At 64.7% G+C, this 13051-nt stretch carries 11 protein-coding genes; 4 read left to right on the top strand and 7 right to left on the bottom strand.

The features are described 5' to 3' along the window. Positions 1 to 24 precede the first annotated feature (24 nt). Positions 25 to 1875, top strand: coding sequence for an arginine--tRNA ligase (gene argS / locus KQ307_RS00410; RefSeq protein WP_259726571.1), 1851 nt, complete (start codon positions 25 to 27; stop codon positions 1873 to 1875). A gap of 59 nt (positions 1876 to 1934) precedes the next feature. Here the strand turns inward: argS and speG are convergent, their stop codons facing one another. Beyond that, positions 1935 to 2459, bottom strand: a complete 525-nt coding sequence (gene speG, locus KQ307_RS00405) for a spermidine N1-acetyltransferase (protein WP_259701202.1) — start codon at positions 2457 to 2459, stop codon at positions 1935 to 1937. A 270-nt stretch (positions 2460 to 2729) separates the two neighbouring features. Here speG and KQ307_RS00400 point away from each other — a divergent pair, with 270 nt between their 5' ends. The 3 genes from KQ307_RS00400 to KQ307_RS00390 all read left to right on the top strand — a co-directional run bounded on the left by KQ307_RS00400 (position 2730) and on the right by KQ307_RS00390 (position 7263). Next, on the top strand, positions 2730 to 3932 hold the full coding sequence (locus KQ307_RS00400) for a histidinol-phosphate transaminase (RefSeq protein ID WP_259726570.1): 1203 nt from the start codon (positions 2730 to 2732) through the stop codon (positions 3930 to 3932). A gap of 58 nt (positions 3933 to 3990) precedes the next feature. After that, positions 3991 to 4683, top strand: coding sequence for a LuxR C-terminal-related transcriptional regulator (locus KQ307_RS00395; protein WP_259726569.1), 693 nt, complete (start codon positions 3991 to 3993; stop codon positions 4681 to 4683). Positions 4684 to 4812: 129 nt separating this feature from the next. Then, a complete protein-coding gene (locus tag KQ307_RS00390; RefSeq protein ID WP_259726568.1) occupies positions 4813 to 7263 on the top strand; it encodes a glycoside hydrolase family 9 protein in 2451 nt (816 codons plus the stop codon). Between the two features lie 213 nt (positions 7264 to 7476). Here KQ307_RS00390 and KQ307_RS00385 read toward each other — a convergent pair whose 3' ends face one another. The 6 genes from KQ307_RS00385 to KQ307_RS00360 all read right to left on the bottom strand — a co-directional run bounded on the left by KQ307_RS00385 (position 7477) and on the right by KQ307_RS00360 (position 13027). Continuing rightward, on the bottom strand, positions 7477 to 7980 hold the full coding sequence (locus tag KQ307_RS00385; protein ID WP_259726567.1) for a trans-aconitate 2-methyltransferase: 504 nt from the start codon (positions 7978 to 7980) through the stop codon (positions 7477 to 7479). Between the two features lie 332 nt (positions 7981 to 8312). Beyond that, positions 8313 to 9476 carry an aromatic ring-hydroxylating dioxygenase subunit alpha gene (locus tag KQ307_RS00380; RefSeq protein ID WP_259726566.1) on the bottom strand — a complete coding sequence of 388 codons (1164 nt, stop codon included), beginning with the start codon at positions 9474 to 9476 and terminating at the stop codon, positions 8313 to 8315. Next, complete coding sequence (locus KQ307_RS00375; protein WP_259726613.1) at positions 9407 to 9796, bottom strand: hypothetical protein; 390 nt, start codon at positions 9794 to 9796, stop codon at positions 9407 to 9409. The genes KQ307_RS00380 and KQ307_RS00375 overlap by 70 nt, the downstream gene beginning before the upstream one ends. Positions 9797 to 9822: 26 nt before the next feature. Then, positions 9823 to 10986 carry an aromatic ring-hydroxylating dioxygenase subunit alpha gene (locus KQ307_RS00370; RefSeq protein ID WP_259726565.1) on the bottom strand — a complete coding sequence of 388 codons (1164 nt, stop codon included), beginning with the start codon at positions 10984 to 10986 and terminating at the stop codon, positions 9823 to 9825. A 115-nt stretch (positions 10987 to 11101) separates the two neighbouring features. Further along, on the bottom strand, positions 11102 to 11818 hold the full coding sequence (gene bchM / locus KQ307_RS00365; protein WP_259726564.1) for a magnesium protoporphyrin IX methyltransferase: 717 nt from the start codon (positions 11816 to 11818) through the stop codon (positions 11102 to 11104). A 48-nt stretch (positions 11819 to 11866) separates the two neighbouring features. Further along, positions 11867 to 13027 (bottom strand): N-acetylglucosamine-6-phosphate deacetylase, encoded by a 1161-nt coding sequence (locus tag KQ307_RS00360; protein WP_259726612.1) that lies wholly within the window; start codon positions 13025 to 13027, stop codon positions 11867 to 11869. Positions 13028 to 13051 lie beyond the last annotated feature (24 nt).

Genomic DNA, 13051 nt, shown 5'->3' with positions numbered 1-13051 from the left:
CCGCAGCTGCGGTTCACCGCTTCCATGCTGACCTTTCTCGATGCCCTCCAGGGCCAGCTGCGTGCAGCCATGGAGAGGGCTTTCCCCGAGGCGGGCCAGCAGGCATCTGAGGCGGGCCAGCCCTTCGATCCCCAGCTGGCGCCTGCCTCCAGGCCGGAATTCGGTGATTTCCAGGCCAACGGAGCCCTGGCCCTGGCCAGGCCCCTGGGTCTGCCCCCCCGGACCATTGCCAAGGCCATCGTCGAGCAGCTGGCCGATGATCCAGCCTTTGGCGAGCTCTGCGAACCGCCCCAGATCGCCGGGCCTGGCTTCATCAACCTCACCCTGCGACCCGAGCGGCTGGCCGGTGAGGTGGCGAGGCGCCTCGCCGATCCGCGTCTGGGGGTGCCGACGGTGCCCGGGCCAAGCGGCAACTCGGCGCCGGCGCCGGTGGTGGTGGATTTCTCCAGCCCCAACATCGCCAAGGAGATGCATGTGGGGCACCTGCGCTCCACGATCATCGGCGACGCCCTGGCCCGGGTGCTGGAGTTCCGCGGCCATCCGGTGCTGCGGCTCAACCACGTGGGTGACTGGGGCACCCAGTTCGGCATGCTGATCACCCACCTCAAGCAGGTGGCCCCCGAAGCGCTGACCACTGCCGATGCCATCGATCTGGGCGATCTGGTGGCCTTCTACCGCCAGGCCAAGGCCCGCTTCGACGCCGATGCCGCTTTCCAGGCCACCGCGCGTGAGGAGGTGGTGAAGCTGCAGAGCGGCGATCCGATCAGCCGCCGGGCGTGGCAGCTGCTGTGCGAGCAGAGTCGCCGTGAGTTTCAGCAGATCTACGATCGCCTCGACATCCGCCTGAGCGAGCGGGGTGAGTCGTTCTACAACCCCCTGCTGGAGGGGGTGGTGGCCGATCTGGAGGGGCTGGGGCTGCTGGTCACTGATGACGGCGCCGGTTGCGTCTTCCTGGAAGGGGTGAAGGGCAAGGACGGCCAGCCTTTGCCGCTGATCGTGCGGAAGAGCGACGGCGGCTTCAACTACGCCACCACCGACCTGGCGGCCCTGCGTTACCGCTTTGCCGCTCCGCCCGCAGGCGATGGCGCCGGGCGGCTCATCTATGTGACCGACGCCGGCCAGGCCAGCCATTTCGCCGCCGTGTTCCAGGTGGCCCGCCGCGCCGGCTGGGTGCCGGTGGGGCGGCGGTTGGAGCACGTCCCGTTCGGCCTGGTGCAGGGAGACGACGGCAAGAAGCTCAAGACCCGCTCCGGCGACACCGTGCGGCTCAAGGACCTGCTCGATGAAGCGGTGGAGCGGGCCGAGGCGGATCTGCGCCGCCGGCTGGCGGAGGAGGAGCGCACCGAAGCTGAATCCTTCATTTGCCATGCGGCCACCACGGTGGGCATCGCCGCAGTGAAGTACGCCGACCTCAGCACCAACCGGAGCACCAACTACCAATTCAGCTTCGATCGCATGCTGGCCCTGAATGGCAACACGGCCCCCTATCTGCTCTATGCGGTGGTGCGCATCGCCGGCATCGTCCGCAAGGGGGGTGCCCAGCTTGATCCTGCCGCCGGGGCATCAGGCCCGGCGCTGCCGGAGGAGCTGCCGGGGGTGCTCCACTTCAGCGAGCCGCAGGAGTGGGCCCTGGTGCGCGAACTGCTGAAATTCGATGCCGTGATCGCCGAGGTGGAGGAGGAGTTGTTGCCCAATCGGCTGTGCAGCTACCTGTTCGAGCTCAGCCAGGTGTTCAACCGCTTCTACGACCAGGTGCCGGTGCTTAAGGCCGATGAACCGGCCCGTTCCTCCCGACTGGCGCTCAGCCGTTTCACGGCAGCCACCTTGAAGCTGGGGCTGGGTCTGCTCGGCATTCCCACCCTGGAGCGGATGTGATGGCTTCGCGGGAGCGAGGACGAGGGCATCAAGGCAGGGAGGGTGATTGCCTGCCGGGGCTATGAGGCACTGGCGAGATAATTCTCCTGGAGAATGAACATGCGTTTGACATCGCGATAGCGACCTTCGATGAAAAACTCGTCCACCAGATGGCCTTCTTCGGTGAAGCCGCACTGGTGATACAAGTGCAACGCCTTCTTGTTCTCGACGGCCACTGAAAGATAGATTTTGTGCAGATTCAGAATGGCAAAAGAATAATCCAGGGCTTTATTGATGCAGACTCGAGCAAAGCCTTTGCCTTGATGCTGAGGTGCAATGATGATCTGGAATTCAGCCCGGCGGTGGATGTAGTCGATTTCGATCAGCTCCACCAGGCCGATCAGTTGCTTGTCTTTGGTTTCCACGACAAAGCGCCGCTCGGCATTGTCATGGATGTGTCGGTTGTAGAGATCTTCCAGTTCATCGAACGATTCATAGGGTTCCTCGAACCAATAGGCCATCACGCTCCGGTTGTTCACCTGATCGTGAATGAATCTCAGATCACCACGCTCCAGTGCCCTCAGAGCCAATTCGGCTTTCTCCATGGGATGCCGGACGTCAGTGTCCGTAAGCTAAGGCCGATCGCACAGGTGATCGGCCGTCTGCGGATCGCCAGGCTGATTCAGCCTCCAGGCGGGGTGGTTTGTTTGTCCTTTTCGAGGCTTCCCGCCGGGTTGGCAAGTGCCGATTCTGGATCGTTTTTCACTTCCTGCCGCCGTTGATTCGGCTTGAAGGTCGACTGATCGCCCCTGGCGCGAGCCGATCCGTCCGGTGGCCGGGGAGGATGGCTTTCAAAGCGGCGTGATCCTGGCCTTGTGACCAGCCCGACCCCCGGCGAAAATCCAGTGTTCCGCTCCGGTCCCCCGGCCCGCCCGGAGGTGGAGAGCCTCACGGCCTACAGCGCGCCGCTGGAGGGGCGCCGCGGCCTGCTGCGGCTTGATTTCAACGAAAACACGGTGGGGCCCAGCCCGAAGGTGGTGGCGGCGATCCGCGCCCTCCCGGCTGAGCACTACGCGATCTATCCCGAATACGACGGCCTGCGTGAAGCGGTGGTGCGCTCGCTCGTGGTCGCCGCGCCCGTCCCCGAAGCGTCCGCCGCCCCAGAAACCCTCACCCCCGCCCACATCGGCCTGTTCAACGGTGTCGATGCGGCGCTGCACGCCGTGTTTCATGCCTACGGCGCACCCGGTGAGCGGTTGCTCACCACAAGCCCCACCTTCGGCTACTACGCCCCCTGCGCCGGCATGCAGGGGATGGCGATCGAGGCGATCCCCTACCGGCTGCCCGATTTCGCCTTCCCGTTCGAAGAGATCCAGGCGGCGCTTGCCACCTCAGCCTCCCCAGTGGCAGGGAACACCGCCGCCCCGCGCCTGCTGTTGATCTGCAACCCCAACAACCCCACCGGCACTCGCCTGGCGCCGCAGCGGATCCTGGAGCTGGCGGCCGCTGCCCCTGGCACCCTGGTGGTGGTGGATGAGCTCTATGAGGCCTTCACCGGTGACAGCGTGCTGCCACCGCTGCTGGCCGCGGCCGGGAACGCCGATCCCTTCGCCTCCTGCCCGAACCTGCTGGTGCTGCGTTCGCTGGCGAAAACCGCCGGTCTGGCCGGCCTGCGCTTCGGCTTCGCGGTCGGTGCGCCGGCGCTCATCGACCGGGTCAGCCGGGTGGGCGGTCCCTACGACGTCAACAGCTTCGCCGTCACCGCCGCCCATGCGGCCCTGGCCGATCAGGCCTACACCGACGCCTACGTGGCCGAGGTGTGGCGGGCGCGGGCCTGGCTGCTGGCGCAGCTGGCGTCCGCCGGGGTAGGCCATCACGCCGCCGGCGGCAATTACCTGCTGCTCTGGCCCGGTCGAGCAGCGGCCGATGTGGAGAGCGAGCTGCGGGCGGCGGGCATCCTGGTGCGCTCGATGGCGGGCAAACCGCTGATCGATGGCGCTCTGCGGGTGAGCCTGGGCACCACCGAGCAGATGGAGCGGTTCTGGGTCGCCTACCGGAGGATTGAGGGGCTGGGCTGAAGGCCTTGCCTTCCTGTCGCCATAGCCTGCCCTTGCTCTGACCCCGTTTGCGCCCCCCTTGGATTTCACCGCCGATCTCCCCGTTGTGCAGATCCGGCGAACGGTGATGCGCCGGGCGCTGCTCTCCACGGCGATCCCGCCACGGGTGGCGTTGGCGATGGGCAACGAGCCGTTGCTGCTGCGCTACACGATCGGTCTGTTTGGTTACGGGCTGATCGGTTGTGCGGTCACCGATGCCGGCAGCTGCCTGAGCCGTCTGGCGGAGCAGCCCCACGGGCTGCTGGTGTGCTCCGACAGCCTTGAGAGCGGCGACGTGCTGGCTCTCACCGCCACGGCGAAGGAGCGGCATCCGGCCCTGAAGGTGATCGTGATCAGCACGGGGACCGGTCCCGACCCGGCCCTGGTGCGGGCCGCCTGGATCGATGGGCTGGTGGCGGAACGCGACATGACCTTCCACAGCGGCGCCCTGCAGGCGGCGGTGCTGGCGGCACTCGGCGGCTGCCATTTCCGCAGTGCCTCGATGCGGAAGCAACCGATGCCGGAGCCGATCAGCGAACTGAGCCCGCGGGACTACCAGATCCTGGAGGGGCTCGCCGATGGGCTCACCGACCGGGAGATCGCCGAGCGGCTGATGATCAGCCCGAGCACGGCGAAGTCGTACACCAAGCGGCTGCTGCAGAACATGGGGGCGCGTAACCGCCTGCAGGCCCTGGTGATCGGGCTGCGTCAGGGGCTGATCCGGCTGCGCTGAGGTCACCGGCGGGGGGCCCCGTAGCAACGCCGGTGCTCACCCCCGCCTGAGCGGCGAATCACCCTCCGATGGGGGTCGCCCCGGCGGGGGAATCCGGCCTAAGACCATGGCAGCGATCTGATCTGCGCGATGGCCACTGTTGATCCGTTGACCGGGGTGACGTTCAACTACGCGGAGGCGCTGCAGAAGAACTTTCTCTTCTATGAAGCGCAGCGCTCCGGCAATCTCAATGAAGCCACCAAGCGGATCGACTGGCGCGGCGATTCCGGCCTGCGGGATGGCGCCGATGGGGTGTACTTCGGTGGGCAAACCGCCGCCAACCTCCAGCCTGGGCTGACGCTCGACCTCACCGGCGGCTATCACGATGCCGGCGACCATTCCAAGTTCGGCCTGCCGCTGGCCTCCACGCTCGCCACCCTCTCCTGGGGCGGGATCGAGTTCTCCGATGGCTATGCCCTCTCCGGCCAGACCGATGAACTGTTGGAGGCCGTGCGCTGGGGCACCGACTATCTGCTGAAAGCCCACGGTGTGGATGCGGCCGGCACCACGCGGTACTTCGTGGCGCAGGTGGGCAATGTGGGGGCGGATCATTCCCTCTGGAGCTCCCCGGAAAGCCAGACGATCGCCCGGCCGGCGATGGCGGTGACGCCGAGCAAGCCCGGCTCCGATGTGGCCGCTGGTTCGGCGGCGGCGCTGGCTTCGGCGTCGGTGCTGTTCCGCCAGAACGGCCAGGCGGCCTACGCCGATGTGCTGCTGAGCCGGGCCGTTTCGCTCTACGAGTTTGCGGATCGCTACCGGGGCCGCTACTCCGATTCGATACCGGAGGTGCGCAATTACTACAACTCCTGGAGTGGCTTCAACGATGAGCTGGCCTATGGCGCGGCCTGGCTGTCGCGGGCGGTGACCGCCGCTGGCGGCAACGGCACGGCCTACCGCGACAAGGCGCTGTCGATCTACACCAACAACATCGGCGGCCTCTCGCGTGGCTGGACGGGCAACTGGGACGACGCCTCCTATGCCACCGCAGTGATCCTGGCGGAAGACACCGGCTCGGCCCGCATTCAGCAGGACGTGGAGCTCTGGTTGAACAACTGGGTGAACGGCGGCAACGGCGTGTCGATCAGTGCCGGTGGTCTGCGCCACATCAGCCAGTGGGGCTCCTTGCGCTATGCCGCCAACACCGCCTTCCTGGCGGATGTCTATGCCGACAACGTGCGTGACCCCGGTGGGGCCTACGGCCGCCTGTCCCAGGGCACGGTGGATTATGTCCTCGGGGCCAATCCGCGCAACTCGAGCTACGTGGTGGGCTTCGGGGTCAATGCGCCGCGCCAGCCGCATCACCGGGCGGCTTCGGGGGTGGGCTGGGATGGCTTCCGCAATGGCCTGCCCAACACGCACATCCTTTATGGGGCGTTGGTGGGTGGCCCGAGCAGCGCCAACGACTTCTCCTACCAGGACCGCCGCGACGACTTCGTGGCCAACGAGGTGGCGATCGACTACAACGCCGGCCTGGCCGGTGCCTTCGCCCGCAGCGTGGAGCGGCGGGGCGGTCGGGCGCTCACCGATGCCCAGCTCGATGCCCTGCCGGGAATTTCCGTACGCCCTGGCAGTGGCACACCGGTGACGCCGATCCCCACTCCCACACCTACGCCCACTCCCACTCCGACCCCTACGCCCACACCCACGCCAACCCCAACTCCAACGCCAACCCCAACACCCACTCCCACGCCCACCCCAACCCCCCAGCCCGGCACACCGTTGCCCCAGACCCTCAACGGCATTCCGATCACCTCCAGCCCAGACCTGGCGGTGTCGGTGGGGGGGTCGATCTGGACCGGCGGCATGACGGTGCAGCTCAAGCTCACCAATACGGGCACGGCACCGCTGAATGGCTGGAACTTCAGCTTCGACAGCCCGCACCGGCCCAGCGGCACCCCCTGGAGGATGCGGATCAGCAGCACGGCGCTGGCGGGCGGCCTGTGGCGCCACACGGTGAGCGGTGATGCCTGGGCCAGCGCGATTCAGCCCGGCGGCAGCGTGAACGTGGGCTTCAACGCCAGCCAGGGGCGAGCGCTAGGGGGCAGCGGATCGCTCACGGCCGCGGCCCTGTTCGGCGCCACCGGCCGGCTCGGCTTCAGCGACCCCAGCCCCAGCTTCCGAACCGGCAATGCCGCCGCCAACCTGCTCTGCAGCAGCGCCACGGCTGACCTGCTCACCGGCCTGGGCGGCGCCGACACCTTCCGCCTCACCAGCCTGCGCGATTCGCTGCTCAATGCCCGCGATCAGATCACCGATCTGGCGATCGGCAGCGACCGCATCGACGGCCCACAGGCCGTGTCCGCCGCCAACCTGCGTGAGCTGGGCCGGGCGACCGACCTCAGCGCCACGGCGCTGGCGGCGGTGCTCACCCCCAGCAGCTTCGTGGCCAACGGTGCGGCCAGCTTCAGCCTCGGCGCCACTGGCGGCACCCGCACCTTCCTGGCGCTCAATGATGGGCTGGCCGGCTTCCAGGCCGCCAACGATTCAATCGTGGAGATCATCGGCTTCAGCGGTGCGCTCACGTCGTTGGCGGTGGTGTGAGGGGGCCGGCCAGAACCCTGCTCGGGGTTCAGTGCGCTGCTTGGCACCCCATCCAACAGGGCGGCAACAAGCACAGCGCCAATGGAAACAACAGGCAGGATCTTCGTGGCCTGTCGGTGGATGCTGCCGGCGGTTCAAGATCAGCCAGGAAAGTGCCGCCCAGGACTGAAATCTTCAGGAGCGCTTCAGCACAGTGCTCCTTGTGGAGCGGTATCACTCTTTAACAGCAATCAGCACCATGTGCTCCTCGGGGAACTGATCGCACTCCAGCAGAAGGCACCGGCATCCGGCGGCTTTGATCACTTCGAGATAGTGGTGATCATTCAGGGAGCTGTGATAAAAGCTCACGCCCTGCATGCGGCTTGTCAGCTCACCCTTGCTGCCGCCAACGGTGATCAGGATCACGCCGTGCGGGTTCAAGGCATGGCAGAGCTTTTCGAGCACACTGCCCTGCAGCGCCAGCGGCACATGGATGAGGCTGTCCCAGGCGGTGATGAGGTCAAAGGGCCCGGCTGGCTCCCATGTGCACACATCGGCCCACATGAATGCAACCGTGGGGTGATGATCCCTGGCGATACGCAGCATCTCCTGCGACACATCCAGGCCGGTCAGCTCAAATCCTGCTTTCTCCAGGGCGCTCAGGATTCGGCCGCCGGTTCCACACCCCACATCCAGAGCCTTCTGTCTTGCGGTGCAGAGGCCAATCGCCCGCTCCACATAGGCAAGCCCACGGGTTGAGGCCTGTAGCTCGGCCTCCCACCAGCCGGCGATTCTGTTGTAGGCGTCGCCGATTTCAGCTGGCTTCAGGATACGCCTTGCAGATCGAGCAATGATTCAATCCTATCATTGGCAAGGTATCTGTGGAGTGGATGTCCATCTCACACTTGATGATGTCGACCGATCGAATCGCCGAAGGCTGTTTTCAATCTGCCAGAAAGCCCGGTTTGAAGTGATCTCGACGGCGGGTACAGAACGATGGAGTGGACAGCTTTGCCATCCTCGGAGCTCTTGTTGGATGATGGCCGGGCGACTGGCTGGCCGCAGTTCCGTTATCCCTGGTCGTCCTTGGAGTTTTTCGGCCGGTTCGAGCGGGCCAGGGCATCGCGGTAGGCCTCTCTGAACCAGCCGATCCTCTGCTCCTCAAGCCCGAGCAAGGGTGCCTCAGTGACTGAGCCCGCCGTGGTCTGCATGGCTTCGCAGATGACGTGATCTTCCTGGTTAATCCGTTTTAGGTGAATGCCAACGATGAACGGAAGCCAGAGTTCAATCCAGCGCTGAACCAGAAGGCGAAACCAGGAAGCATCAGGCCGCTGCCAGGATGCCTGGTAGAACCAGCTCTGTACCCGGGTAGAATCAGGCGCTATCGGGACGTAATGGGTCATGACTACATACCACGAGTGCAGAACTTGAATATGAAGAATCAGGAAGTTGGGAAAGATCTGGAGAATTCTGTAATCGACAGGAGAGTACTCGTTGGCGCGGCAACTCGCGGCCATGGTCGATAGATCATCTGGCTGCCCATTGTGGAAAAATCCACTGTGGGGCTCAAACCTTGGGTAAGAGGCGCGCTCAGGGTCGAGGTATCCTCTCTTCCCCAGATTGCTGGGGTGCACGGCATGAACATGGTATTCTTCAAGGGTGATTTCAAAGAGAAGTTTCCAGTTGGCGTTCACATTCAGGGTGGTGGAAGATGGTCGAATGCCAGTTCTGCAGAGTGACTTCAGAATCGGCCAGGCTTCGCCGAGAAACTCCTCAAGACTTTCGTTCAGCCCGGGGCCGGATCGATCTGCTGCGCTGGCTGGAGCTGATTTCGCCGGAGCCTGAGCAGGAAACCGGCCGAAGATCAGCACGCCACAGGTGGCGATCTCCACCTTCCTGAGCTTTGCGCCCAATTCCTTTGGCGAAACTCCGAACAGATTCCTGCACTGGGGGATGCCCACCGCCTCCCCTTCCTGGTTGTACACCCAGTGGTGGAAGGCGCAACGGATCAGGCCTGATCCTCTCGGCGATGTGCGAATCGGATGAAAGCGGTGCTGACAGACATTTTCGAAGCCTTTGATCGATACCCCGAAGCGCTGAACAAACACCGATACTCCGCCCAGGCTGCAGCGGATCCAATCGTTGTCGTTGGGGATGTCGGTGGTCAGCCCCAACAATGTCCAGGTCTGGCCCAGGGCGGCCTGCTCGTTGGCAAAGGCCTCAGGGTCCCGCATCGAGCGAGCCCAGTCACACCGCTGTTGCCAATCCAGGGGGGAGGTTCTGCTTGCCATTGAACCTGAAGGCCACCACGATCAGGAGTATGTACGAATTCGGGGCGAATCCTGAAGGCCTCAGATCCCCGTTTGGCCGCAGCCATGATGCCCTCTTTCCGCAAGGTGAAGGCGCCGGTGGCTTTGCTGGGACCCGGGGAGACAACACCAGAGCGCTTCAACTCGGCGAGCAGGGGTGCGCAGGGCGCGAAGCTCACGATCAGCTTTCGTTTGGTATCGCAGCAGATGTTTAGGAGAATAGGCCCAAAATTCTGACCCAGCAAATCAAACAGCCGGGCTGAAATGTTGTCTACCGACTTGACTGGGCCAATGCCTTCCAATAGGCCTCCCTGAACCAGGCGATCCGGTTTTCTTCACGCCCGAGTATGGGGGACTCATTGATTGAACTCGCAGGGACCTGCATGGCCTCGCAGATCACATGATCTTCATGGGTGATCTTTCTGTTGAAGATTCCAACAAAGAATGGCAGCCAGAGATTGATGAATTGCTCAACCTGAAGTCTGAACCATGAGGCTTGAGGCCTCTTGAAAGGGGCTTGGAAAAACCAGCTCCGAACCGTGGTCGAGTGATGATCTATAGGGACTGACTGTGTTATCGTTACATACCATGCTTGAAGAGCTAGGTTGTGATTAACTAGGAAGTTTGGGAAAATGTTCAGGATTCGGTACTCTTTGGGCTGATAGTTTCCAGCCTGGCAATCTGCCGCCATGGATGACAGGTCACCTTGCTGCCCGCCATAGAAGAATGCACTGTGTGGATCGAATCTTGGATAATAGGCTTCATCGGGATCGAGCCAGCCTCCCTTTCCAAAGCTGGTTGGGTGAACGGCAAACGCGTGATACTCCTCAAGCGTGATCTCAACAAGCAGTTTCCAATTTGCCTGAACTACGGTGGAGCTGTAGCCAGGTCGAATCCCTTTTCGGCACATCGCCCGCAGAATGGGCCAGCCATCACCAAGAAACTCCTCAAGACCCTGGTCCTGGTTGGTAGTCGAAGGATCTGCTGTGGTCCACTCGGATGAAGCCGCTTCGCCCGCGGTGGAATCTGTTCTCATCGAGGCCTGATGAGCAAAGCGTCCAAAGATGAGCACACCGCAGCAGGCGATCTCAACGCTCCTCAGCCGTGCCCCCAGCTCCTTGGGGGACCTTCCGAACAGTTTCTTGCACTGGGGGATGCCCACCGCTTCCCCTTCCTGGTTGTAGACCCAATGATGGAAGGCGCAGCGGACCAGGCCGGATCCTTTCGCTGCCGTGCGAATCGGATGAAAGCGATGGCGACAGACATTCTCAAATCCCTTGATCGATGCCCCGAAGCGCTGAACAAACACCGATCCGCCGCCCAGGCTGCAGCGGATCCAGTCGTTGTCGTTCGGGATGTCGGTCGTCAGGCCCAGCAGCGTCCAGACCTGGCCCAGTGCGGCTTGCTCACTGGCAAAGGCCTCCGGCTCCCGCATCGAGCGGGCCCAATCGACACAGTGTCGTTGATCAATCAAGGGAGCACTGCTCTCCAGCGAACCTGGTGGCCATCATGGCCAGAGTATTCCTGGATTCGAGAAAACCCAGACTGCTTCAGATCCGCTCGAATTCGATCAGCCTCGAAAAGTAGAACGGTGCCTTGTTGAGGCTGCGGCGCTGAGCGCGAAAGCCACTCCTCTGGGCCGCCGCCACAATGCCGTCCTCCCGCAAGGTGTAGGCGCGGGTGGCCTTGCTCGGGCCCGGGAAGAAATCGCCCACCCGCTTCAGGGCGGCGAGCAGGGGGGTGTAGGGCGCGAAGCTCACGATCAACTTCCGGGTGGCCAGGGAAGCGAGGTGGTTCACCATCTGCTCGGCCGGCTCCTGGGGATAGTGGATGAACACATCCAGGCAGATCACCGTGTCGTAGCTGCCGCCCAGGCTCTCCAGATCCGAAGCGGTGAACTGAAGGCGCCCGGCCTCGATCCCGGCCGCCTCGGCGCGTCGCCGCGCCTCCGTCACCATCGCTTCCGACAGGTCGCTGGCCTCGATCGAACCGGCACCCAGCGCCGCCAGGGGCAGGCTGAGGCTTCCCACTCCGCAACCGGCGTCGCAGAAGCTGCGCGATGCCAGATCCCCCTCCTCCTGCAACCAGGCCAGCACCTGATCAACGGTCTTCTGGTGGCCGAGCCGGATGTTCCGCTGCACCCTGTTGACGTCGTCGCTCTCGCTGTAGATGCGGTTCCAGCGTTCGAAGCCGGTGTTGTTGAAGTAGGCCTGAACCTCCGCCTTCTCGTCGGCGATGACGCCTGTTTCGGCTGGGGTGGTGGACATGGTGCGGGGTGTTGCTCGAAGCCGTTCCCGCCGAATCCTAAGGAGGGCTCAGGAGCTGCTCCTTGACCACCCCAGCTGTCCCTCGCTGCTCTGGCTCCAGCGCAGGGTTTCGGCCAGGGGCAGTCCCACCAGAATCTCCTCCACCGGCCGGTCCTCACCCAGCACCCGGCGGGGCAGCACCGTGGCGGCGGCGATCGCCCGACCTGGTTCGCCACTCCAGCGGGCCAGCCGCACCACCCCCTCCAGCAGCGGCAAGGTGGCTCCGGCCAGGGTGCCGTCCTCCAGGCGGCAGCTGCCGTCCTCCACCAGCAGGAGACGTTCGTCCCAGCTGTGGCGACCGGCCGCGAGTCCGTAGGGGCCGAGGGCGTCGCTGACCAGCACCACCTGCTGGGGGGCCAGCCTCTGCAGCAGCACCGCCATGGTGGGAGCCACGTGCACGCCATCGGCGATCAGGCCGAGGGCGACATCCCCCCGCAGGACGGCAGCCCCCACCGGCCCCGGTGCACGATGGTGCAGGCCAGGCATGGCGTTGAAGGCATGGGTCACCATGCCCACTCCGGCGCCAAAGGCGTCCGTGGCTTCGGTTTCGCTGGCGGCGCTGTGGCCCAGGCTCACCACGATTCCCTGGCGGCGCAGGGCGTCGATCACGGCGTCGGCCCCCTCCAGTTCCGGCGCCAGGGTCACCAGGTCGATGGCGTCCTCGAAGCCTTCGATGCGTTCGGCCAGGGCGGCGCTGCTCGGGACGCAGAGGTGTTGTTCGGGGTGGGCGCCGCGGCGGGCGTGGGCCAGGAAGGGGCCCTCCAGGTGTGCTCCCAGCAGCTGGCAGCGGCCGGAACGGTGCTGGGCGCGGGCTTCGCCGAGCACCGTCAGGGCCTGGCGCAGCGGCTCGATGGCGCAGGTCACCAGGGTGGGGCAGATCGCTTCGACTCCATCGCGCCAGAGCAGCTCCAGCAGCTCCAGCAGGCGCGGCAGATCAGCCGGTTCGAGTTCCGGGAAGGCCAGGCCAAGCCCACCGTTGATCTGGAGGTCCACGCCGGCCGGGCTCAGCCAGTCGCCGCGCCAGTCGTGACCGGCGGCCTGGCTGCCGCTTGCCAACAACGTGACGCTGGCGATCTGGCCTTGGGGGTCGACCCCGATCCGCCAGCGCCGGTCCCGCCTGTGGATGCAGGGGCCGGACTGGGGAAGCCGAACGTTGCTGAGCCAGCGCATGGTGATGGGCACCGGGGCGCCGTG

Origin of the sequence: Synechococcus sp. CS-1326, assembly GCF_025128115.1 — a bacterium.
GTDB lineage: Bacteria > Cyanobacteriota > Cyanobacteriia > PCC-6307 > Cyanobiaceae > Regnicoccus.
The sequence above is the reverse complement of the archived record's forward strand: the minus strand, read 5'-3'. Positions and strand labels throughout refer to the sequence as shown.